The sequence below is a fragment of the Metabacillus idriensis genome, from assembly GCF_050483325.1.
Classification (GTDB): Bacteria; Bacillota; Bacilli; order Bacillales; family Bacillaceae; genus Bacillus_P; species Bacillus_P idriensis_A.
Map to the genome: position 1 here is coordinate 314,197 of NZ_JBCMYF010000001.1, position 23,261 is coordinate 337,457.

At 42.5% G+C, this 23,261-nt stretch carries 18 protein-coding genes; 16 read left to right on the forward strand and 2 right to left on the reverse strand.

Features of this window, described 5'->3' with window-relative positions:
• Positions 1 to 3: 3 nt before the first annotated feature.
• From ABEQ24_RS01520 to ABEQ24_RS01555, 8 genes are all read left to right on the forward strand, one after another.
• Entirely contained in the window at positions 4 to 999 is a 996-nt protein-coding gene (locus ABEQ24_RS01520) for an ABC transporter ATP-binding protein (RefSeq protein WP_430005115.1), read from the forward strand.
• 31 nt (positions 1,000 to 1,030) lie between these two features.
• Positions 1,031 to 2,647: a peptide ABC transporter substrate-binding protein gene (locus ABEQ24_RS01525; RefSeq protein WP_430005116.1), complete on the forward strand. Its 1,617-nt coding sequence runs from the start codon at positions 1,031 to 1,033 to the stop codon at positions 2,645 to 2,647.
• 63 nt (positions 2,648 to 2,710) lie between these two features.
• Positions 2,711 to 3,634: a S66 peptidase family protein gene (locus tag ABEQ24_RS01530; protein WP_430005117.1), complete on the forward strand. Its 924-nt coding sequence runs from the start codon at positions 2,711 to 2,713 to the stop codon at positions 3,632 to 3,634.
• Positions 3,635 to 3,649: 15 nt separating this feature from the next.
• Positions 3,650 to 4,753, forward strand: coding sequence for a dipeptide epimerase (locus tag ABEQ24_RS01535; protein WP_430005118.1), 1,104 nt, complete (start codon positions 3,650 to 3,652; stop codon positions 4,751 to 4,753).
• Entirely contained in the window at positions 4,750 to 5,670 is a 921-nt protein-coding gene (locus ABEQ24_RS01540) for an NlpC/P60 family protein (RefSeq protein WP_430005119.1), read from the forward strand. The genes ABEQ24_RS01535 and ABEQ24_RS01540 overlap by 4 nt, the downstream gene beginning before the upstream one ends.
• Positions 5,667 to 6,677, forward strand: coding sequence for an ABC transporter ATP-binding protein (locus ABEQ24_RS01545; protein WP_430005283.1), 1,011 nt, complete (start codon positions 5,667 to 5,669; stop codon positions 6,675 to 6,677). Before ABEQ24_RS01540 ends, ABEQ24_RS01545 begins: the two co-directional genes overlap by 4 nt.
• Entirely contained in the window at positions 6,674 to 7,471 is a 798-nt protein-coding gene (locus ABEQ24_RS01550; protein ID WP_430005120.1) for a serine hydrolase, read from the forward strand. Before ABEQ24_RS01545 ends, ABEQ24_RS01550 begins: the two co-directional genes overlap by 4 nt.
• Before the next feature lie 211 nt (positions 7,472 to 7,682).
• The gene (locus tag ABEQ24_RS01555) at positions 7,683 to 8,102 is read left to right on the forward strand and encodes a hypothetical protein (protein ID WP_430005121.1); all 420 of its coding nucleotides are present in this window, start codon (positions 7,683 to 7,685) and stop codon (positions 8,100 to 8,102) included.
• A 113-nt stretch (positions 8,103 to 8,215) separates the two neighbouring features.
• Here ABEQ24_RS01555 and ABEQ24_RS01560 read toward each other — a convergent pair whose 3' ends face one another.
• On the reverse strand, positions 8,216 to 9,466 hold the full coding sequence (locus ABEQ24_RS01560) for a two-component system sensor histidine kinase NtrB (protein ID WP_430005122.1): 1,251 nt from the start codon (positions 9,464 to 9,466) through the stop codon (positions 8,216 to 8,218).
• A gap of 172 nt (positions 9,467 to 9,638) precedes the next feature.
• Here ABEQ24_RS01560 and ABEQ24_RS01565 point away from each other — a divergent pair, with 172 nt between their 5' ends.
• The 6 genes from ABEQ24_RS01565 (at position 9,639) to ABEQ24_RS01590 (ending at position 19,918) form a co-directional block, all read left to right on the forward strand.
• Complete coding sequence (locus ABEQ24_RS01565) at positions 9,639 to 10,511, forward strand: dimethylarginine dimethylaminohydrolase family protein (protein ID WP_430005123.1); 873 nt, start codon at positions 9,639 to 9,641, stop codon at positions 10,509 to 10,511.
• 402 nt (positions 10,512 to 10,913) lie between these two features.
• Entirely contained in the window at positions 10,914 to 11,831 is a 918-nt protein-coding gene (locus ABEQ24_RS01570) for a LacI family DNA-binding transcriptional regulator (RefSeq protein WP_430005124.1), read from the forward strand.
• Positions 11,832 to 11,891: 60 nt separating this feature from the next.
• Entirely contained in the window at positions 11,892 to 13,655 is a 1,764-nt protein-coding gene (locus ABEQ24_RS01575; protein WP_430005284.1) for a glycoside hydrolase family 13 protein, read from the forward strand.
• A gap of 115 nt (positions 13,656 to 13,770) precedes the next feature.
• Positions 13,771 to 14,793 (forward strand): M42 family metallopeptidase, encoded by a 1,023-nt coding sequence (locus ABEQ24_RS01580; RefSeq protein WP_430005285.1) that lies wholly within the window; start codon positions 13,771 to 13,773, stop codon positions 14,791 to 14,793.
• Between the two features lie 148 nt (positions 14,794 to 14,941).
• Entirely contained in the window at positions 14,942 to 18,055 is a 3,114-nt protein-coding gene (locus ABEQ24_RS01585; RefSeq protein WP_430005125.1) for a cell wall-binding repeat-containing protein, read from the forward strand.
• A gap of 384 nt (positions 18,056 to 18,439) precedes the next feature.
• Entirely contained in the window at positions 18,440 to 19,918 is a 1,479-nt protein-coding gene (locus ABEQ24_RS01590) for a cell wall-binding repeat-containing protein (RefSeq protein ID WP_430005126.1), read from the forward strand.
• Between the two features lie 27 nt (positions 19,919 to 19,945).
• Here the strand turns inward: ABEQ24_RS01590 and ABEQ24_RS01595 are convergent, their stop codons facing one another.
• On the reverse strand, positions 19,946 to 20,587 hold the full coding sequence (locus ABEQ24_RS01595; protein ID WP_430005127.1) for an alpha/beta family hydrolase: 642 nt from the start codon (positions 20,585 to 20,587) through the stop codon (positions 19,946 to 19,948).
• Positions 20,588 to 20,751: 164 nt separating this feature from the next.
• Here ABEQ24_RS01595 and ABEQ24_RS01600 point away from each other — a divergent pair, with 164 nt between their 5' ends.
• Both ABEQ24_RS01600 and opuFB read left to right on the forward strand, forming a co-directional pair.
• Entirely contained in the window at positions 20,752 to 21,699 is a 948-nt protein-coding gene (locus ABEQ24_RS01600; RefSeq protein WP_430005128.1) for an ABC transporter ATP-binding protein, read from the forward strand.
• 3 nt (positions 21,700 to 21,702) lie between these two features.
• Complete coding sequence (opuFB, locus tag ABEQ24_RS01605; RefSeq protein WP_430005129.1) at positions 21,703 to 23,223, forward strand: osmoprotectant update ABC transporter permease/substrate-binding subunit OpuFB; 1,521 nt, start codon at positions 21,703 to 21,705, stop codon at positions 23,221 to 23,223.
• The last annotated feature ends 38 nt before the right edge of the window (positions 23,224 to 23,261 follow it).

The following is a 23,261-nucleotide window of genomic DNA, read 5'->3' on the forward strand; positions in this document are numbered from 1 at the left end:
ATCATGGAAAAAGTACTGGAAGTAAATGACCTCCACGTTTCATTTCAAACATACGGAGGACGTGTAAAAGCTGTGCGGGGAGTAACCTTTGATTTACGCAAAGGCGAAACGCTCGCAATCGTCGGAGAATCCGGCTGCGGAAAAAGTGTGACTTCACAAAGTATTATGCGCCTTATTCCTGAACCGCCGGGAACGATTGATTCAGGCTCCATCCTTTTTAAAGGAAAAGATGTAACAAAAATGAAGGAAAAAGACTTGAGAAAGCTTCGCGGCGCAGACATTTCAATGATTTTCCAGGATCCGATGACAGCTCTGAATCCGACGCTCACCATCGGAGATCAAATCATGGAAGGCATTATCCAGCATGAGAACATGCCGAAAGAAAAAGCAAAACAAAAAGCTCTCGAGATGATGAACCTTGTTGGCATCCCAAGTCCTGAAGCGCGCTTAAAGCAGTATCCGCATCAATTCAGCGGAGGAATGAGGCAGAGAATCGTCATTGCGATGGCGCTTGTCTGTGAACCGGAAGTGCTGATTGCGGATGAACCGACGACCGCACTGGATGTAACGATCCAGGCTCAGATTCTCGATCTTTTCCGTGACATTCAGAAGAAAACAGGCGTTTCCATTATTCTGATTACCCATGACCTTGGTGTGGTCGCACAAGTTGCTGACCGCGTTGCTGTTATGTATGCCGGAAAAATCGTGGAAGCAGGCTCTAGAAGAGAAATTTTCTATCAGCCTCAGCATCCTTATACAAAAGGTTTGCTTCGTTCCATCCCGCGCCTTGATATTGAGGGAGAAGAGCTGATTCCGATAGCGGGTTCGCCGCCGGATTTATTTTCGCCTCCTGAAGGGTGCCCGTTTGCGGCAAGGTGCGAATATGCGATGGAAGTATGTGACCACGTGTATCCTTTTACGTCAGCATTAAGCAAAGAGCACCAGGTAGACTGCTGGCTGCAGGACAGCCGCGCATTAGCTGCAGCATCAATGAAATAACCTATAGATCAAGATTAAGAGGGGGAGAATTATGAAAAAGTGGATGGCGATGTTCCTGACTGCCTTGCTTGTATTCGTTCTTGCAGCATGTACAGCAAATGAGAGTGCAGGAAAAGACACAGGAAAAGATGAAAAAGAGAAAGAGAAAATTTTGCATTTGAACAATGGGGCTGAACCAACTTCGTTTGATCCGGTTATCGGATTTGACGCTGTTTCATGGAATGCGCTGAACAATTTAATGGAAGGTCTTACTCGTCTGGGGAAAGATCATGAGCCTGAAGCGGCAACGGCTGAGAAATGGGACGTTTCAGAAGATGGCAAAACGTACACATTCCACATCCGCGAAAATGCAAAATGGTCAAACGGCGATGATTTAACAGCTGATGATTTCGTCTTTGCATGGAAACGTCTTTTAAATCCTGAGACAGGATCAGGAGCAGCATTTTTAGGGTATTTTATTGAGGGCGGAGAAGCTTACAACAGCGGAACCGGCTCTGCAGATGATGTCAAAGTGAAAGCTGTTGACAAAAAAACATTTGAGGTTACATTAATCAGTCCTCAAGCATACTTCTTGAGTGTGATTGCAAACCCGGCATTTTTCCCGGTGAATGAAAAAGTTGCGACAGAAACACCGGACTGGTTTGCAGAAGCTGACACGTTTGTCGGAAACGGACCATTCTCATTAGAGTCATGGGAGCATGACAAAGAATTTATGATGAAGAAAAACGATCAGTACTGGGATGCAAAAAGCGTGAAGCTTGACGGCGTTCATTGGGCTATCGTAGAAGATACAAATACAGAATATCAGCTTTATCAAACAGGTGAACTGGATACATCTGATGTACCGGCTGACTTGGCAGAATCTCTTTTTGAAGAAGGAAAAGCAAATGTTGAGGAGCAGGCTGGAGATTACTTCTACCGCATGAATGTAACGCTTGAACCGTTCCAGAATGTCAACATCAGGAAAGCATTCGCAATGGCTGTCGATCAAAAGCAAATCGTTGATTTCGTAACAAAAAATCAGGAAACAGCTGCATATGGCTTCGTTTCACCCGGCTTTAAAGATCCATCAGGCAAAGACTTCCGCGAGACAAGCGGCGACCTTGTGAAAACAGATGCTGCTGAAGCTAAAGCATTGCTTGAAAAAGGCATGAAAGAAGAAGGCTATGACAAGCTGCCTGAAGTAACATTGACTTACAGCACAGATGATACTCATAAGAAAATTGCAGAAGCGCTGCAGCAAATGTTTAAAGATAATTTAGGTGTGGATGTGAAGCTTGCCAACCTGGAAGCGAACGTGTTCGCTACAGATCAGAAGGCTTTGAAATTCCAATTGTCACGCAGTTCTTTCTTAGCAGACTATGCTGATCCTGTGAACTTCCTTGAGAACTTCCAGACAGGACACAGCATGAACCGCACAGGCTGGACAAATGCCGAGTATGATCAATTGATCAAAGACTCTAAAAATGAGTCTGACGAAGCAAAACGCTTTGAGCTGCTGTACAAAGCAGAAAAGATTTTATTTGAAGAAGCACCGATCATTCCGATCCATTTCTACAACCAGGTTTACCTGCAAAATGAAGATGTATCAGGCATCGTCCGTCACCCTGTCGGATATTTAGAATTAAAATGGGCAGATAAGAAGTAAGCCATGCAAAAGGGGTGTTCAGCTGTTTGAACATCCCTTTTCTATATAAAGGAGACTACTAGAATGATAAAACCTCAGGCGTTAAAAAAAGGCGACACGATCGGCATCATTTCCCCTGCAAGTCCTCCAAATAAAGAGAACCTGAAGCGCTCTCTTTCTTTTTTAGAAGAAACAGGCTTAAAATTCAAACTCGGACAACATATTGAACGTGAATACGGATATCTTGCAGGAACAGATGAAGAAAGAGCAGAAGATGTTCATACGATGTTTCAGGACGAAGAAGTAAAAGCGATCATCTGTGCGTGCGGCGGATTTGGAACAGCCCGCATGGCCTCGCTCTTAAACTATGATCTTATTGAAAAAAACCCGAAGATTTTCTGGGGCTACAGTGATATCACATTTTTACATACAGCGATCATACAGAAAACCGGTCTAGTTACGTTTCACGGTCCGATGCTCAGCTCTGATTTTGGAGAAGAATCGGGTGTACTTCCGTTAACAAAACAGTATTTTCAACAGCTTTTTGAGAAGAGTCCACTTACTTATGACGAATCCCTTTCGCCCCTTGAAGTTATGATCGAAGGTAATGTAAGCGGTGAGCTTGTTGGAGGGAATCTATCATTAATCACAAGCTCGGTCGGTACAGATTTTGAGATTGATACAAAAGGGAAGCTGCTGTTAATCGAGGACATTGATGAAGAGCCATACGCAGTTGACCGCATGCTGAATCAGCTTTATATGGCAGGGAAATTAACGGATGCAGCAGGTATTCTTGTTGCTGATTTTCATAACTGTGTTCCTCAAAAACGGAAAAAGTCGATTCCGCTTGATGAAGTGCTTGCTCATTATATAAAACTTGCAAACAAACCTGCACTAAAAGGATTTAAAATCGGGCACTGCAGTCCTAATATCTCGATTCCGCTTGGTACACAAGCAGTAATGAATACATATGAGAAAACGGTTGTGATTGAAAGCGGGATTCTTTAAAAAGGGTGGATTTCTATGAAAATCGAAAAAATCGAAACATTTCGGGCAGCTGTCCCTTTGACAAAGCCTTTTAAAACGGCCCTCCGGACAGTTGTAACGGCAGAATCCGTCATCGTAAAAGTGACGTGTGAAAACGATATATCCGGATGGGGTGAAGCGCCCCCGACACTTGTGATTACCGGTGACAGTCTGCCGAGCATCGAAGCAAGTATTCATCAAGTGCTGAAACCGTTTCTAATCGGAAAAAATCTATTGAACTACGAAGTTATTTTCCAGGGAATACAAACAATTTTAACAGGCAATTCAAGTGCAAAAGCTGCGGTTGATATGGCCCTTTATGATTGTCTTGCCAAACATAGCAGACTGCCGCTTTATCAATATTTAGGCGGATATAAACAGGAGATGGAAACGGATTTTACTGTCAGTGTAAATGACGTGCACGAAATGGGAGAAGATGCTGTTTCCTATGTCCAGCAAGGTTTTAATGTGCTGAAGGTTAAAGTGGGGCTTGGCAACAGCACACTGGATATTAACCGGATCCGGGAAATCAGAAGCAGGGTCGGTCCGGCTATTAAAATCCGGCTCGATGCCAATCAAGGATGGAAGCCGAAAGAAGCGGTCAATGTCATCGGCAAAATGGAAGACCTGGGCTTGGACATAGAATTAGTGGAGCAGCCGGTTAAAGCTCATGACATAGAGGGGTTAAAACAAGTAACAGACTCCGTAGAAACGCCGATTATGGCGGATGAAAGCGTGTTTACTCCAAAGCAGGCATTTGACGTGCTGAAAACGAGAAGTGCGGATTTGATTAATATCAAATTAATGAAAGCAGGGGGCATCTATCAAGCTTCCATCATCAATCAGCTTGCTGAAATCTGTGGAGTGGAATGCATGGTCGGAAGCATGATTGAAACGAGAATCGGCATTACCGCCGCCGCCCACTTTGCAGCAGCCAAAAAGAACATTACACGTTTTGATTTTGATGCCCCGCTCATGCTTGCAAAAGAAATTGCAGAGGGCGGAGTCCGGTATAGCGGCAGAAAAATGACATTTTCAGAAAGCTATGGACTGGGAATTTCTGATGTTCTTCTAAACGATGGGGAGGTTATGACAAAATGACGTTACGAAAAGGCAGAGTTGCGGTATCTGTTGCAACCGTATGGACGGCAAAGGATACAGCACGGGAGCTGGATAAACAAGCCGTTGTAAATCCGGCTGACATTGATTCATGGCTGAGCGGACTGACTTATGAAACAAGCCTTGCCCTTTGCAATGAAAATCGAATTCAGACACAGGCTTTGCTTGGGGAAGAAGTATGGATCTTGGCAGAACAGGGCGGCTTTGCACATGTGATTATTCCTGCTCAGTCCTCTTCAAAGGATGAGAGAGGGTACCCGGGGTGGATGCCAATTTGTCAAATTGAAGAGGCTGGGGAATCTTTGCAAGGTCCGATTGCAGTCATTCACAGCAATAAAACAATGCTTTATGCTGAAGATGAAACCCCTCAATTTGCATTGAGTTTTCAAACCATCTTGCCTGTATTAAACGAAGGAACAGAATGGATTGAAGTTGAAACGCCAGTTGGAAGAGGGAAACTGAACGCAGCGGATGTTTCCATCTTTGATGGGTTTGATAATGTGCCAAAAGGAAACGGCGGAGACATCGTGGCTGATGGCGAAAGATTCATCGGCCTTCCTTATCTCTGGGGCGGAATGAGCAGCTTTGGCTTTGATTGCTCCGGTTTCAGCTACACAATGTGCAAAGCAAATGGATACATCATTCCAAGGGATGCTCATGATCAGGCTGCTTCAGGTGAAAAAGTTGAACTGGACGCGATGGAGCCAGGCGACTTATTATTTTTTGCCTACGAAGAAGGAAAAGGAAGTCTTCATCACGTGGGCATTTATTATGGAGACGGCAAACTGCTTCATTCGCCGAACACCGGGAAGTCCATTGAGATTCTGGAGATGGCAGGAACCATTTATGAAAAGGAATTATGTGCAGCTAGACGCTATTGGCAAAAGACGGAGGGATAACAGTGGAGAATTTGCTTGAAGTACGAAATTTAAAGAAACATTTTCATCTTGGTAAAGGGGCGACTCTAAAAGCAGTAGACGGCATTTCATTCACGGTGAAAAAAGGTGAGACATTCGGCATTGTCGGTGAATCAGGTTGCGGAAAATCCACTGCCGGAAGGACGATTCTCGGTTTATACGACCAGACAGAAGGAGAAGTTCTTTTTAACGGAAAAAACATTCATGATTTAAAAGGGAAAGACAAATTTGCCTACTACCGGCAGATGCAAATGATTTTTCAGGATCCGTATGCCTCATTAAATCCGCGGTCAACAGTCCTTGAAATTATTTCTGAACCAATGGAAGTTCACGGCATGTACAAGAATAAACAGGGCCGTACAGAAAAAGTGCATCAGCTCCTAGAAGATGTAGGCTTAAACCGTGATCATGCCAACCGTTACCCGCACGAATTCAGCGGCGGGCAAAGACAGCGGATCGGCATTGCACGGGCCCTTGCCCTTGACCCGGAATTCATTATTGCAGATGAGCCGATTTCAGCACTTGATGTATCTGTCCAGGCTCAAGTTGTGAATCTAATGAAACGTCTGCAAAAGGAGAAAGGACTAACCTATCTCTTTATCGCGCATGACCTGTCGATGGTCAAACAAATCAGCGACCGCATCGGGGTTATGTATCTTGGCCACCTAGTCGAGCAGACGGCAAGCAGCGAGCTGTACAAAAAACCGCTCCATCCATACACACAGGCTCTGCTGACTGCCATTCCGATTCCTGATCCCGATATAGAAGACAAGCGGGAGCGCATTATTCTTCAGGGTGAGCTGCCGAGCCCGATGAACCCCCCGAGCGGCTGTGTATTCAGAACACGCTGTGCCTATGCGATGGAAGCCTGCGCTTCTAAAAAGCCAGTGTGGCAGGAAGTAGAAGAAAATCATTTCGTTGCCTGTCATTTATATGACAAGAGCATCATGGGCGACCAGGATTTTTCTCAAATCGCAGCAACGAAATGACGGTAAACTTTGAGCGAAAGCTGCAGGAAGTGACGGAAAGTTGTCCGGGAAGAATTGGACTCGCACTCAATCTTGATGGGAAAATCATCGAACAGAACAGCCGCGGTATTTTTTCATCGGCAAGCCTGATTAAACTGCCCATCCTGCTGACAGCTTTTCGTCTAAAAGAGCGTGGTATTTTTTCATTAGATGAAAAAGTGAACCTTTATGATATTAAAAAAACAGGCGGAGCAGGTGTCCTGCAGTCTTTCTCAGATGATGCTGTCTTAACAGTTTCAGATTTGCTTTCATTAATGATCGTCGTATCCGATAATGCAGCAACTAACTTTTTAATCCATAGAGCGGGCATACAGGCGATCAGAGCCTGTATAAAGGATCTGAACCTTACAAGCACAGAGCTGAACCGGGAAATGATGGATTTGGAAGCAATCAAAAATGGTGTGAATAACTGGACAGCTGCTGATGACATGCTGAAATGCTTAAAAGCAATCGGCGAGGACGGCTTTCTCACGGAAGTAAGCAGAAAACAAATAGAAGAGATCCTGCAAAAGCAGCAATTTACAGACAAGCTTCCCTATCATATGGATAAGGATAAGGTATACGCAGGCAACAAAACCGGCGAGCTGCCAGGTATTGAACATGATTGCGCCATCATCCGATATGGTGATCGGACGGCTTATGCCGCTGTTCTGATTGATCAGGTTCAAAACAAAGAAGCAGGCAGAAGAACAATCAGTGAAATCGGCAAGCTGATTTATGATGAGCTAGTAATGGATAATCGAAAAGACGAGTAAGGAATCGCTGAGATTTCTTACTCGTTTTTTATTGAGATAGTTCTATCGGTTAATTTTAGAAGGTATTCTGCTGATAAGAAAGAATCTATTAAAAGAATCGTTTAATGTTCTTATGCAGAGGGCATTTCTTTAATAAGCATGATTCATTTCAGCTCTGACTTATGAAATAATAGTGAGCAGGGTAAATTCCTGAAAGATAGGGAGAGATAAGATGTTATATATATGGAATATCGAAAAAATCATTAAAGATGTATTAGATGATCACCATTTAGATATTAATTTCGAATTTGATAATCAGCTGCCTTCACATATGAGTTATAACGTATCGACGAATACGATTAAATTCAATTATCTTCAAATAAACGGATATAGAGGGAAAGTGAGAATTAGAGAATCGGATGAAAACTTTGTTAAAATCCTTATTTATCATGAGATTGGCTATTATTTAAGTTTTAAGAAAAACAAACATGATTTAAGAACCCTGATCTATGGGGGCGATGATGAAAAAGAGGAACTTATGGCTGAGATAGAAAACAATGCATGGGAATATGGGAGAACAATGGTGCCCGACCACCTTTTAGAGTCCTATGACAAAGTGCGTGAATTAGATAAAATGCTGATTAAGAGATGATGATCATTGTTATTAGACTGCATTTTTAAACTCATAAGCGGGCTTTTGCAAAAGATATTTTTATAATAAGAAAGCTCAGGGCATATCATATAACTCTGAGCTTTTCATGTGAGTTATTTTTTAATCCGATTTTCCCAAACAGGGAATTCAAGATGAAAAACGGTCCCAAATTCATCACTGCTTGCCGTCATTGTACCCTTATGGTTCTCCACAATTTTTTTCGAAACAGAAAGACCAAGACCTGTCCCGCTGTCTTTAGTGGAGAAAAAAGGATCGAAAATATGATTCAGAGCGGAGGGGATGATGCCGCGACCGTTATCAGAAAAGCTGATCTGCAGCCTGTTTTCCTGGAGCATGCAGGTGATCTGTATGCTCAGCGGATCTGTGTTTTTCGCCTGAAACGAATTTTGAAACAAATTCAAAAAGACCTGAAGCAGTTCATCCTTATTTCCAAGAATGCAGATTCCATCTGCAGAGGGATCGATTTTTATATGCAATTCAATCGAGTAAAGCAGAGATTCGCTTTCTAAAATTCTTCCTAAATGATTCAGCAGAAACTCTTTCACTTCGAATTGCTCAGACCGGATTTCAGCAGGTTTTGCGATGCTCAGGAAATCGGAAATGATTTTATTTGCCCGGTCGATTTCGGGTATTAAAACCGTTTGAAACAAGTTTTTCGTCTCAGCATCTGCTGAAGCTTGAAGCACTTGCAGAAATCCTCTTACCGTTGTTAAAGGGTTTCTGATTTCATGGGCAATTCCAGCCGCTATTCTTCCCGCAATCGCCTGTTTTTCCGCTTCTTTTATGGCATTTAAAAAGTAGAAGGTCCCGATGACCCGTTTGATTGATCCTTTGGAATTCCAGAGGATTCTTGTGTTCAGGATGCCGTAATTTTTATCAAGCACTTCACGGTCAACAAATTCAATCCCTGTGCGGGCTGTTTCAAGCGTCAGTAGCTGTTCGTCCGGAATATTTACAAGCTCTCTTAAATGCTTTCCGATGATTTCGTCCCGGCTGACTCCGTGATCTTTTGCTGCTTGAAGATTGCATAAGGTAACAATGCCTGCTTCATCAATAAATACCACATGATGGGCAACCAGATCAAAAATGTCGGATAAAAAAGCTTCTGTATGATGAAATGATTCGTTTTCAGATGATGATAGGTAGAGGCGCTGATCTGTGTGAGCCGTCAGCTGTGTGCTGGTCATTTTCGAAATAGATGGAGGCGTGTCTGGCTTCTCTTTACAGACAGCAAGTTCAAGTTCCGGATTTACATATGTAAATGCAGACGGCCATTGTGTGATGAGTTCTTTTAAAAGCTGATTTTCTTTTCGCAATACTTCTAGTTCATTTTCCATTTTCATTGTTTCCAGCCTCATATGAGAAATATATAGTACAACCTTTAAAACTATATAACAATTTAACATGTTTGACAATTACTAACAGAGGAATAAAAATAAATAGGCGTAAGATAATGTCACAAATAAGTTTAATATTTATGCCATTTAGGGAATAATTTCATAAAAGCAATCTTTTATGGGGGAATTTATTTTGACGACAATTCGAAAACCAGATCAGACATTAGCCTGTTTCAGCGAATATGATTCATTAAAAAGGGTGCTTGTCTGTCAGCCGAACTATATGCGAATTACAGAAGTCATCAATGAAACACAGCGGCATTATGCCGATGAAAATATTGACGTCGGGCTTGCCGTCAGACAGCATCAGCAATTTGTGAAAACATTAGAAGAAAATGGAGCGGAAGTAATCATGCTCACTCCTTATGAAAAGTACCCTGAGCAAGTGTTCACCCGTGACATCGGCTTCACTTTGGGCAAAACCGTTTTTGTATCAGAAATGGGCCAGGACATCAGACAGGGTGAGGAAGAAGTGCTAAGGAGCTGGCTAGACTCACAAGGTTATCCAATGCAATGCCTGAAAGAACACCGGATTGAAGGCGGAGATGTCCTCATTGACAGAACGTCAATTTTCGTAGGAGTAAGTGACAGAACGTGCATGAATGCAATCGAAAAACTGCAGTCGCTCGTTCCCGCCTTTGAAGTCATTCCTGTACCAATTAATGAAAAATACCTGCATCTCGACTGCGTTTTTAATGTCCTGTCTGAAACGGAAGCCCTTGTCTTCCCAGATGCTTTTGAAGAGAAAGAGCTGAAAATGCTTGGAAAACGCTACAACTTAATCGAAGTAACGGAAACAGAGCAATTCACTATGGGCACAAATGTCCTGTCGATCGGCGATAAAAAAATCATCAGTCTTCCTGTTAATCAAAATGTGAACCAGCAGCTCAGAGACAGAGGATACGATGTTATAGAAGTGGATATTACTGAAATCATCAAATCAGGCGGCTCATTTAGATGCTGCACGCTTCCGATTTTGAGAACGGTATGAAGGATGGTAAAGCCGGCTTGCTTACTTGGGCAGCCGGTTTTTCTGTTCAAAGTGGCAGCACTAGGACGAAATCTGCCACTTTTCATGTTGTGCACCGATCAAAATGGCACTACTAGGGCGAATGCGGCCATTTTTCATGTTGTGCACCGATCAAAATGGCACCACTAGGGCGAATGCCGCCATTTTTCATGATGTGCACCGATCAAAGTGGCAGCACTAGGGCAAATGCCGCCATTTTTCATGTTCTGCACCGATGAAAGTGGCAGCACAAGGACGCATGCCGCCACTTTTCATGTTTACCAACGTTCAAACTGGCAGCGCGAGGCCGTATTTTCTCTCTGGACATTCAATTTTTTTTTCCGTATACTGAACTTAAACGATTAAGCAGAAATGGTGAAAGCTATGAAAAAAGCAACGATGAAAGATATTGCGGCTGAAGCGAATGTTTCGGTTGCGACTGTGAGCTACGTATTAAATAATGCAGAAAATCAATCAATTCCAGCAGAGACAAAGGAACGTGTGCTGCAGATTGCCAAGAAGCTGAACTACGTGCCTAACCTTGCTGCAAGATCACTTGTTAAGCAGAAAACCGGTTTAATCGGCATTCTCTTAAACCGCTCTGCGCATGAAGGGGTGTGGCGGCGCTCATATCATGCCGAGTTTATTTTTGAACTTGAGCAGCTGCTGACAAAACAGGGTTATCACGTTGTGCTCTCAAGTATTGATGTCGAAAAACCAAATCTTGAAATTATCGCAGAACGAAAGCTGGATGGCGTTTTCCTGATTGATGTCCGGGAAGATTTTTTCTACAGCATTTCAAAAACGGTTCCAGCAGGAGTTCCGCTTGTGCTCGTTGACAGTGTAATTGATGATGAACTTTTTTATAAGGTTATGTATGATTACCATGGAGCTTTTTCAGCTGCCAAAAACCTGCTGGAACAAGAATCCTCCGTTTTAATTATGGAGAAGTTTCACAACGCAGGACTTACTGAGCAAATTAAAAGGGCGTCAGGGGTTGCTGAAGAAAATATTCATCTTGTGGAGAATGAAAAAGACCTCGCTGATTTTTTGTCAATGAACAGTGATCGGCCGGCGATTATTCTCGACGAATTTTTGGCAGGCATTGTATTAAAATACCGGAACATTAAGGGTGATGCCGTGATCTGTACATCACATTGTCCGGAAATCCTTTCTGCTGAAGCAAAAACCGTTTTATTTAAGAATTCTAAAGCAATGATTGCTTTTCAGGTTTTATCTGATCTCATTAAAGATAATCGAGGTCTGCATTTAGAAAAATACACGTATTTACCGGCAGAGTAGCTTCTGCTTTTTTTACCGCTACTTAAACGTTTAAGTCTATAATTGGAGGAACTGAAAATGATCTTAAAAGAAGCGGTATACCACCGTCCAAAAAATAATTTTGCATACGCTTATGATAAAGATACGCTGCACATCCGTCTGCAGACAAAGAAAAATGATGCAGAAAAAGTGAATTTAATCTGGGGTGATCCGTTTACATGGGTGCAGGAAAGTGAAGGAGTCTGGAAATGGAAGTCAGAAGACCATATTGAGATGACGCTGCTTGGAAAGACTGAGCTTTACGATATATGGACGGCTGCTGTTAAACCTCCCCATAGACGTTTAAAGTATGGGTTTGAGATGGTTTCAGGCGATCAAACGCTGATTTACACAGAGCAGGGTTTCCTTGATAAAAAACCTCAGGATCATAACGGCTACTATTTTACATTTCCATATATTAATGAAGAAGATATCTTTACTGCTCCTTCATGGGTAAAGGATACTGTCTGGTATCAGATTTTCCCGGAACGCTTTGCAAATGGAGATGCTGCACTTAATCCTAAGAATTCCTTGCCTTGGGGCAGTACAGAGCCGACAGCATCAAACAGCTTTGGAGGCGACTTTGAAGGGGTCATTCAACATATTGATTACCTTGTGAAGCTTGGCATTACAGGCATCTATTTCACCCCTATTTTTAAAGCATTTTCGAATCATAAGTACGATACGATTGACTATTTGGAAATTGATCCTCAGTTTGGGGATAAAGAAACGTTTAAGAGATTAATTAAGGTTTGTCATGAAAACGGCATTAAGGTGATGCTTGATGCGGTGTTTAATCATTGCGGCTATGAGTTTCCGCCGTTTCAGGATGTGGTCGTAAACGGCGAAGCATCGAAGTATAAAGATTGGTTCCACATTGATCAATTTCCTTTGAAAAAAGACGGCAAGGTTCATTATGAAACATTTGGATTCTCTGAAAATATGCCGAAGCTCAGAACAGGGAATCCTGAAGTGCGGGAATATCTGCTTGAGGTTGGACGCTACTGGGTGCGTGAATTTGGCATTGACGGATGGAGACTTGATGTGGCAAATGAAGTATCGCATGACTTCTGGCGCGAGTTCCGTAAAGAAATAAAAGCCATCGATCCAGAGGTTTATATTTTGGGAGAAGTGTGGCATGATGCCATGCCTTGGCTGCAGGGCGATCAATTTGATGCGGTCATGAATTACCCCTATACAAGCGTTGCAATCGACTATTTTGCCCACGGAAAAGTAACGGCATCAGAGTTTATAAACCGAACATCAGAAGCACTGCTTATGTATCCTGAGCAAGTGTCAGAGGTTGCCTTTAACTTGCTTGGAAGTCATGATACCCCTCGTATTGCTACAGTCTGCGGGGAAAATACAGCTAAAGTGAAGCAGCTTTTCGCATTTCTGCTCTCCTCACCGGGTGCTCCATGCATTTATTATGGCGACGAAATCGGCATGACGGGTGTGATGGACCCCGGCTGCCGCAAGTGTATGATCTGGGATGAAAAGAAACAGGACAGCGACTTATTGAATTTTATTTCGCAGATGATTGATCTTCGTAAAAATAATGCGGCATTCGGCAACAAGGGAAAAATTCAATTTACGCAGGCCGGCAATAAAGATGAATATGTCATGTATACAAAAATGTACAAGGATGAAAAGATCCTGTTCATTTTAAACGGTGCAGAGCATACAGTTGAAGCTTCTCTTCCTAATGAAACGAAGAAGGCTGCGTGCCTTTTAACAGGTCAAGAGATTTCAGGAACAGCGATTGAACTTGAAGCTCATGGACTCAGCATCATCTCATATAAATAATGTCTTTCAGCCGATTCTCTATGACGGGGAGTCGGTTTTGCTATTTTAAGAGAGCCGGAAACTGCTATAATATAGAAAAAGCAGCCAAAAGGGGAGAATTCTATTGAATGAAACGATGCAGCTGATCAAAGAACTCGTATCCATACCGAGTCCATCAGGAAATACAAATGAAGTGATTACATATGTAGAAAACTATTTAGCGGAGTGTCAAATTGAGACGAGGCGCAACCGCAAAGGCGGACTGCTTGCAACGATTCCAGGAAAAGACAATTCGAATCACCGTATGCTGACAGCACACGTCGATACGCTTGGGGCAATTGTAAAAGAAGTGAAAGCGAGCGGGCGGCTCTCGATTGATTTAATCGGCGGTTTTACCTTCAACTCGATTGAAGGGGAATACTGCAAAATCGAATCCTCTTCAGGCAAAGTATTTACAGGTACGATCTTGATGCATCAGACTTCTGTTCACGTCTACAAAGATGCAGGAAAAGCAGAACGCAATCAGGCCAATATGGAAATTCGCCTTGATGAGGTTGTGAAAAACGCGGAAGATGTTCGCGCGCTCGGGATTGAAGTCGGAGATTTTGTTTCTTTTGATCCTCGAGTAGAAATCACGGAAAATGGCTTTATCAAATCCCGCCATTTAGATGATAAAGCAAGTGTTGCTCTTTTGCTTCAGCTTATGAAACAGATTAAGGAAGAGAAATTGCTGCTCCCGTATACAACTCATTTTTTAATTTCAAATAATGAGGAAATCGGCTACGGCGGAAACTCCAACATCACACCTGAAACCGTTGAATATTTAGCAGTTGATATGGGGGCGATGGGAGACGGACAGTCAACGGATGAGTATACTGTCTCCATTTGTGTGAAAGACGCAAGCGGTCCTTATCATTATGAGCTCCGCAAAAATTTAACGAATCTTGCGAAGGAGCATAACATCGGCTATCAATTAGATATTTATCCTTATTATGGTTCAGATGCTTCAGCGGCCATCCGTTCCGGCAATGATATTGTGCACGGATTAATCGGACCTGGGATCGACTCGTCCCATGCGTTTGAGCGCACTCATAAAGATTCGCTTGAAAATACGGCAAAACTTCTTTATCAATATGTGAAATCAGATATGGTGCTGTAAAAGAATAGGTTCATACTGACGAGGAGCTGCGGATAGCAGCTCCTTGTTTAAATCTACCTTAATTGTATAGAAAACTTTTCCAATAAGAGAGGTTCTGTGTTTTAATAGAAACTGTAAATATTATGAATCTATTAAGCGGAGGTTTCAAATGACGAAAAGAAAGTTTAGCAGTTTCATGGCAGTCATTCTGATTTTTGCCTTGTTTTTCAGCCAATTTCCTGTAAAGGATGTTGAGGCAGCAGAAGCTGATGTGCCGAAAGAAGAAGCCAATTTAACCATTTCAGAGACAGTTGAAGGTTTGTTTGAGGAATCGGAACAAGTACACTGGTACACAATCGATCCAACGGAAGCTGAAATTAAAGATTACACGCACCTGCGCGTAAAACTTCAATCAGAAGCTGAATTGAACGTAACAGTATATTCCAGTCTTGAAAATGCCATTGATAATCGCGCATTTGACAGATATATGGGATATTCTTATACAGATCAGCCGGCAGTCATTGATTTCCCGGCAGCATGGGCTGGACCTTTTTACATTAAAGTAGAGCATTATGCTATGGAAGAAGAATACATAGAAGAAGAGATGACGATTGAGGAAGAAGAGGAAGAGCCTTCCATGCCAGCCGCTTCCTATACAATCGGCTACGACGGGATCACACTTCCACCTTCTGAATATGTAAGCACAGAAGAGTGTCCGGCTGAGCTCAGCACAAAAGAAAGAGAAAACGGAAAAGCTATATTAAAAGATTTGAGAAGCATCCGTGAAGATGTCCTTGCCAAAACAGAAAATGGAAAAGAATTGTCTTCCATGTATTACAAAATTGCTCCATTTTTAAGCACAAAAATGGTTTTCAGCAAGACGATCCGTGATAACGTTTTTCAGGATTTAACCCAATTAAAAGGCTTGTTTGCAGATGTTGCCGCAAAGGGCAGCAGCAGTACGTATAAAATTACAGGCGCGGATCAAGATGCAATCAATCGTTTATACAGCACAGCGCTTGAATCAGTGCCGTCTTTCCTGAAGGATCAAATTGAAAAAACAGGGAAAAGCATCGGAATTTCAAACGTAACGAACAAGACGGTTTCTTCTATTTTACAAAAAGGCGGATATTCTGTACCTGCGGCAAGCAGCTATGAAAACCGTGTCATTGTAAAACTGAAAGAAGGCAAGAAGTTAAGCAGCATTCAATCAAAAACAAAATCATACGGTATTCAGTCGGCTTCACCGCTTAAAGCCAATAAATCGGTTTTCCCTGACATGTATGTAATGGAAGTGGAAGGAAGCACAGCTGATTTCAAAGCTTCAGCAAAAACGTTAAAAACGGCTGCAGGACAGCTTGCAAAGCTGCCGGAGGTTGAATATGCAGAACCTGTGCAGCAGTACAAAGCATTTACTGCAGACGCTCAATATCCATATCAATGGTCATTGAAAAATGAAGGAAAAGATGGCGGCATTGCGGGTGCTGACATTCAATTTGAACAGCTTCAAAAATTACTAAAAGGCAGGCAGCTCAGTGATTCAGTCATTGCTGTAGCTGACACAGGAGTAGATCATACTCTTGCAGATTTAAGCAGCAAGGTACTGACTGAAAAAGGCTACAACTTTATTGAGAAAAACACAAATGCCATGGATGACAATGGACATGGAACTCATGTGTCAGGCATCATTGCGGCAGAAGCAAATAACCATTATTCAATGGCGGGCATCAACCCTCATGCCAAAATTCTTCCTGTAAAAGTCCTTGATGCAGCAGGAAGCGGAGACACTGAAGGAATCGCATTTGGCATTCGATATGCTGTAGATCAAGGTGCTCAAGTTATTAACTTAAGTCTTGGCGGAGGATACAGCCGCGTTATCGAGAGTGCTTTAAAATATGCAAATGATCATGATGTAACAGTTGTAGCAGCAAGCGGAAATGACGGAATGGAAGAGCTTTCTTATCCTGCTTCTTCTAAGTATGTTATTTCTGTAGGCGGTACAAACCGCATCGATTTAGTATCGGATTATTCAAACTATGGAAACGGCCTGGATCTTGTTGCACCAGGTACAGACATTCCAAGCTTAATGCCTGATGGCAATGTAACGAATATGACGGGAACATCAATGGCCACTCCTCATGTTGCAGCAGTGGCAGGTCTTCTTCTTTCACATAATCAAGATTTAACACCAGGTGAAGTAGAAGGAATCTTAACGAAATCTGCCGCTGACATCGCGTTTGATGAACAGGATAATCCTATGGATGACTATGAAGAGTATCCATATGACGAAGAATACCCATACCCTGAAGAAGAAGTCATTCCAGGCTATGACACAGTTTCCGGCTGGGGCCGTCTTGATGCTTTCGGAGCAGTGAAAGCATTTGACCGCATGAATCTTCCTATGGAGCGGATTTCTGGTTCAGACCGATATGAAACAGCTGTTAAAGTATCAAAAGAAAGCTTTGCTGCTTCCGGTACTGTTGTGATGGCAACAGGCAAAAATTATCCGGATGCTTTAAGTGCAGCACCGCTTGCACATAAAAACAAAGCTCCACTTTTATTAACAGACACAAATAAGCTTCCTGCAGTTGTAAAAAGTGAGCTTAAGAGATTGGGAGCGAAAAAAGTCATTTTGGTTGGCGGAGCATCGGTTATTACAGCTAATGTAGAAAAAGAGTTAAAAGCAGCCGGCATGACAACAGTTTCAAGAATCAGCGGGAAAGACCGCTACGAGACATCTGTCAATATCGCAAAACAGCTTGGAACAGTGGACCGTGCTGTCGTTGCAACCGGCGAAAGCTTTGCAGATGCCTTATCGATTGCGCCTATTGCTGCATCGAAAACGATGCCAATTCTTTTAACAAAGAAAAATGCAATCCCTGATTCTGTGAATCAATACGTTAAATCAAGCAAAATGAAGCAAACCCTTGTAATTGGCGGAGCAGGGGCTGTGCCTGATAAGATCGCCAAAGGTTTTCCAAATCATAAACGCATCAGCGGGGCAACCCGTTATGAAACAAACAGCAGCATTATCAAGTACTTTGCAGCTGATTTGAATATGACAAGTCCGTTTATCGCAACTGGAGCAAACTACCCGGATGCCTTGTCGGGTTCTGCTGCAGCAGCGGTTCATGCCAATCCTCTGATTTTAACAAATCCTGCAGCAGCTGAGCAGACAACAATCGATACACTTGCTGCTTATGCGGATTCAGCAAAAATGTATTACATCATCGGGGGAGAAAATGCTCTTCCCGAATCAGCAATTGCCTCATTATTTGAGTAAGCTGCACAAGAGAAAGTCCTGATCTGATCAGGGCTTTTTTCTAAGGAGATAAGAAAGTATATCATTTTGCGCTTCGATGGCGAGCGGAATCGCTCAGGCTCCTCGGCCATAACCGCTCCGAAAGTATTGGCAAAAAGCACCTTTTCTGTCGGATCCTTATCTGTTTGCCTGCGCTAAACGGGCGCTTACGCTTTTCTTATATTCAACTTGTCAAAATAAGTCGAAAGAAATAGTTAATAATACGCTTTTCTTATATTCAACTTGTCAAAATAAGTCGAAAGAAATAGTTAATAAGACAGCCTAATTTATGGGAAATGTATCTTACATCTACCAAAAATTACGAGTATAATCTAATAGATTTCATATAGAAAACAGGGGGATAACATGAAAAAAGAATGGATCTTAGCGTGCGGATTATTTCTGGCACTTCCTATGGGGCAGGGATTTGCAGAAACAAGTCCGGTACAGACAGCCGAACAGAAACTGGCATCTGCTGTTGACCAGAAGGGCTTAGGGAAAAATGAAATAAAAGCAGCAAGTTTTAATGAGGATGAAGCAACTTATTACGAAGACGAACCAAACAATGTTATGGAGAAAGCTACTTATTCGGAAGTAGATTATTATTTATCTGGAACGATACATAATCAAGTTTCCAATAATGGAAAAGATGTTGATTACTTCAAGTTTTCAGTTGCTGATACTGAAGAATATTCATTATTATCTTTAATGGTAAATGAAGACGAGATCAGTGAAGAAACTTCACGAGTGATGGATGTGCGATTACTTGATGCCAGCGGGAAAAAAGTTGCTGAAAGTATGTTAGCAGACGAGGAAGGCGGAGGTCTTCAGTATCTGGAAGCATCACTTGCTCCAGGAACTTATTATATTGAGGTTACAAATCCTTTTTCAACAGACTTAAATGAGGATTATTTAATTTTCCATTCTGCCGGTTATGAAGAAGAACCTCTCGAGAATACGTTTGAGAGAATTTCCGGCAAAGACCGCTATGAAACAGCTGTGAAGCTTTCTCAGGATGGCTGGGCTGATGGAGGATCAGAGTTCGCTGTTCTTGCAACCGGAACGAATTTTCCAGATGCTCTAAGCGCGACGCCGCTTGCTTATCGATACGGGGCTCCACTGCTGCTTACAGATCCTAATAATCTTCCGGCATCAGTGAAAACTGAGCTTGACCGTTTAAATGTACAAGATGTTTTTTTAGTGGGAGGAAAGGGAGCAATCTCTGACAATGTTAAAACCCAGCTTGAAAAAATGGGCATCTTTGTTACTAGAATCAGCGGCAAAGACCGATTTGAGACTTCTGTTAAAATCGCTGAGGAAATTGGAACTTATGGAACAGTCGTAGTTGCAACAGGAAAAACATTTGCAGATGCTCTATCTATAGCTCCAATCGCTGCTCAATTGGAAATGCCGATTTTGCTTGCAAATAAAGACTCAATTCCATCATCTGTTACTAGTTACATGAAACGCTGGGAAGCAGATAAAACGTATGTTATTGGCGGAACAGGTGCTATTTCTGACGCGACTGCCAAAAAACTGCCAGGCATGAAACGAATCAGCGGCAAAGACCGCTATGAAACAAACAGCCGGATCATTGACCAATTTGCAGATGAAATTAATCCATTCTACACGTATCTTGCCACAGGAACAAACTATCCTGATGCACTTGCAGGTTCTGCACTTGCAGCCATGAGTTTCAGCCCTGTCGTATTGACAGATCCAAAGCAGGCTAATGCTGCCACGAAGACAACTGTTCAAAAGTATATGGATTCAACAGCGGTTTATTACATCATTGGCGGAGAAAAAGCTCTTCCTCAAAGTGCCGTTGATCAGCTGTTTGAATAAAAAGAAGCGCGGCTCACTGCCGCGCTTTTAAAATGCTGCAATTTTCTTCATCACTTCTTTTAATAGATCTATGGAATCCGCAGGATCCCCTTCCACTTCTAAACTATGATTTGCGTCAGTAATAAGAAGGGTATCGATTGCCGGATTTTCCTTCAGCTCCTGAAATCGATCTTCTTTATAATAAGGATCCTTATCACCAATAATGCACAATCCTCTTTTTTTCCTTTTTACCATCGAGACAAAAACATCTTCCCGATTCAAAAGCGGCGTCAGCCAAATCACTCTTGCATCGAAAAAGGCTGTTCTGCCAAGCTCAGAAGCTAAGCCAATGGTTCCCAATGATTTTCCTATCAGATAAAAATTACTGTAAGTATGTGAGCTTAATACAGTGTCGATGACGTTTCGTACATCACTTTTTAACGCCGCGTCAAGTTCATCATTTGAAAAAGATTCATAGAATGCTGAATTGTATTGATAATTAATCTGCAGCACGTCCGCATTCTTATTTAGAAATACCCCTGTCGAATAATGAAAAAGAGGTCCCTGAGCTGAATAACCCAGACCTGGAAACATGATGGCGAGGCTTTTCGCTTCAGCATTTTTGCTAAGAAGCGTATAAGAAATGACAGCATCCTTATATCCTGTTACAGAATCCGTTTTGATTTTCATTACTGGCTTCATCCTCTCTTTTCTAGTATTATACAGATAATTCCACTTTTGCTTAAGAAAAAATTTTTGTTATTTGAAAAAACATGAATACCTTCTGATTATTTCGGGTAATAGAGGAAAAGGTATGACTATTTTTTAACTACATAATAGAAAAAGGTGAGCTGATGATCCGCTTTGAGAACGTATCTAAGGTGTTTAAGGATGGTACAAAAGCCGTTAATGCCTTGGATTTAACGATAGAAGAAGGGGAATTTTTTGTTTTTATCGGGCCATCCGGCTGCGGAAAAACAACGACAATGAAAATGATTAACCGTTTGATTGACGCAACAGACGGATCCGTGTTTATCGATGGAAAAAATGTTCATGATTACGATATTCATGAACTTCGCTGGAACATTGGCTATGTCCTGCAGCAGATTGCGCTGTTTCCGCATATGACAATTGAAGAGAATATCGCGATTGTTCCTGAACTCAGAGAATGGGACGCGGATAAAATCAGTAAACGAACAGATGAACTGCTTGAAATGGTAGGTCTTGAACCGAGTACATATCGAAAACGGAAACCGAGCGAATTATCAGGCGGCCAGCAGCAGCGAATCGGCGTCATCAGAGCGCTTGCGGCAGATCCGGATATTATTCTGATGGATGAGCCATTCAGCGCGCTTGATCCGATCAGCCGTGAAAAACTGCAGCAGGACATGCTTGATCTTCAGAAGCGAATTCATAAGACAATTGTATTTGTCACACATGATATGCAAGAGGCCCTCGCGTTGGGAGACCGTATTTGTGTGATGAAAGATGGAGAGGCCATTCAGGTCGATACACCACAAGCCATTGTTGCAAATCCTGCAAATGAGTTCGTCAGGGAATTTATCGGCAATCGTGCTGCCGTTAATGTGCTGGATGGTTCTATTGAAGGGTTCGTGCGTCCTCCTCAGGAGACAGATCCACTTAAAGTGCCGCTTTCATATTCCGCAACAATCAGAGAGGCCTTAGCCCGTTTAGGGGAAGAAGACATGGTTCCAGTTGAACGGAATGGGCAAATAATCGGCACCATTACTAGAGAGTCTGCCGTTCAGTTTCTATCTGGACGAACGGAAGAAAGAGGTTAATCTATGAATGCATTTAGTGATGTTTTTAAGGAAAGACAGGGTGAGCTTGTGTCCGCTCTGTTTGAACATATTCAAATTTCTTTCATAGCTTTATTGCTTGCAGTGGTGATCTCGATTCCGCTTGGCATTTATTTAACGAGAAAAGCACAGGCGGCTGAAGGGGTGATCGGGGTTTCAGCGGTCCTGCAGACAATCCCCTCGCTTGCACTGCTTGGATTGCTGATTCCTCTTGTTGGAATTGGGGTTGTGCCGGCTATTATTGCATTAGTGATTTATGCGCTGCTGCCAATCTTAAGAAATACATACACGGGGATCAAAGAAGTGGATCCTTCTTTAATAGAAGCTGCCAGAGCGATGGGGATGAACAGCTCAAAGCGCCTGTTCAAAGTGGAGCTTCCGCTCGCTCTCCCTGTCATCATGGCCGGTATTCGTACAGCTATGGTTCTTATCGTTGGAACAACAACGCTTGCCGCTCTAATTGGAGCAGGAGGCCTCGGAAAGCTGATTCTTCTTGGAATTGACCGAAATGACAATATGCTGATTTTGCTTGGAGCCATTCCTGCTGCATTGCTCGCTATTTTCTTTGACATCATCCTTCGATTAGTGGAAAAAGCATCTGCAAAACGATCGATGAAAGCCATTGGGGTTGCAGCGCTGATCGCCGTACTGATCGCAGCTGTGCCGCTCTCATTCGGCACAGGGAAAAAAGATATCGTGATTGCAGGAAAACTTGGCTCTGAGCCTGAAATCTTAATCAATATGTACAAACTGCTGATTGAACAGGACACAGATCTAGAAGTTGAAGTGAAGCCGGGTCTTGGAAAAACGTCGTTTGTATTCAACGCACTTGAATCTGGCGATATCGATATTTACCCGGAGTTTACGGGTACAGCCATCACTACCTTCTTAAAAGAGGAGGCAGTCAGCACAGACAGGAAAGAAGTGTATGAGCAGGCGAAAGAAGGCATGCAAAAAGAATTTGATATGGCTTATCTAGAGCCGATGCAGTTCAACAACACATATACACTTGCTGTTCCGAAAGAAGCGGTTAATCAGTATGGCCTTGAAAAAATGTCGGATTTAAAACAAGTCGCAGGCAATATGAAAGCCGGGTTTACCCTCGAATTTTCAGATCGAATGGACGGCTATAAAGGGATTCAAAAGCTATATGGAACGACCTTTCCAAACTTAAAAACAATGGAGCCAAAACTAAGGTATGAAGCGATTCAATCAGGGGAAATCAATCTGATTGATGCCTATTCAACCGACAGTGAACTGAAGCAGTATGACTTAACGGTTCTTGAAGATGATAAAAATCTGTTTCCGCCTTATCAGGGAGCACCGTTAGTAAAGCAGGAAACACTTGAAGAGCATCCGGAAATTGAAGATGCTTTGAACAAACTGGCCGGCAAAATTACAGATGATGAAATGCGTGATATGAATTATCAAGTAAATGTAGAAGGAAAGCCGGCTGCAGAAGTGGCTGAAGATTATCTGAAAAATGAAGGCCTGCTGAATAAATAGAGGTTAAAAGAGAGAATTCCGTGCGGATTCTCTCTTTT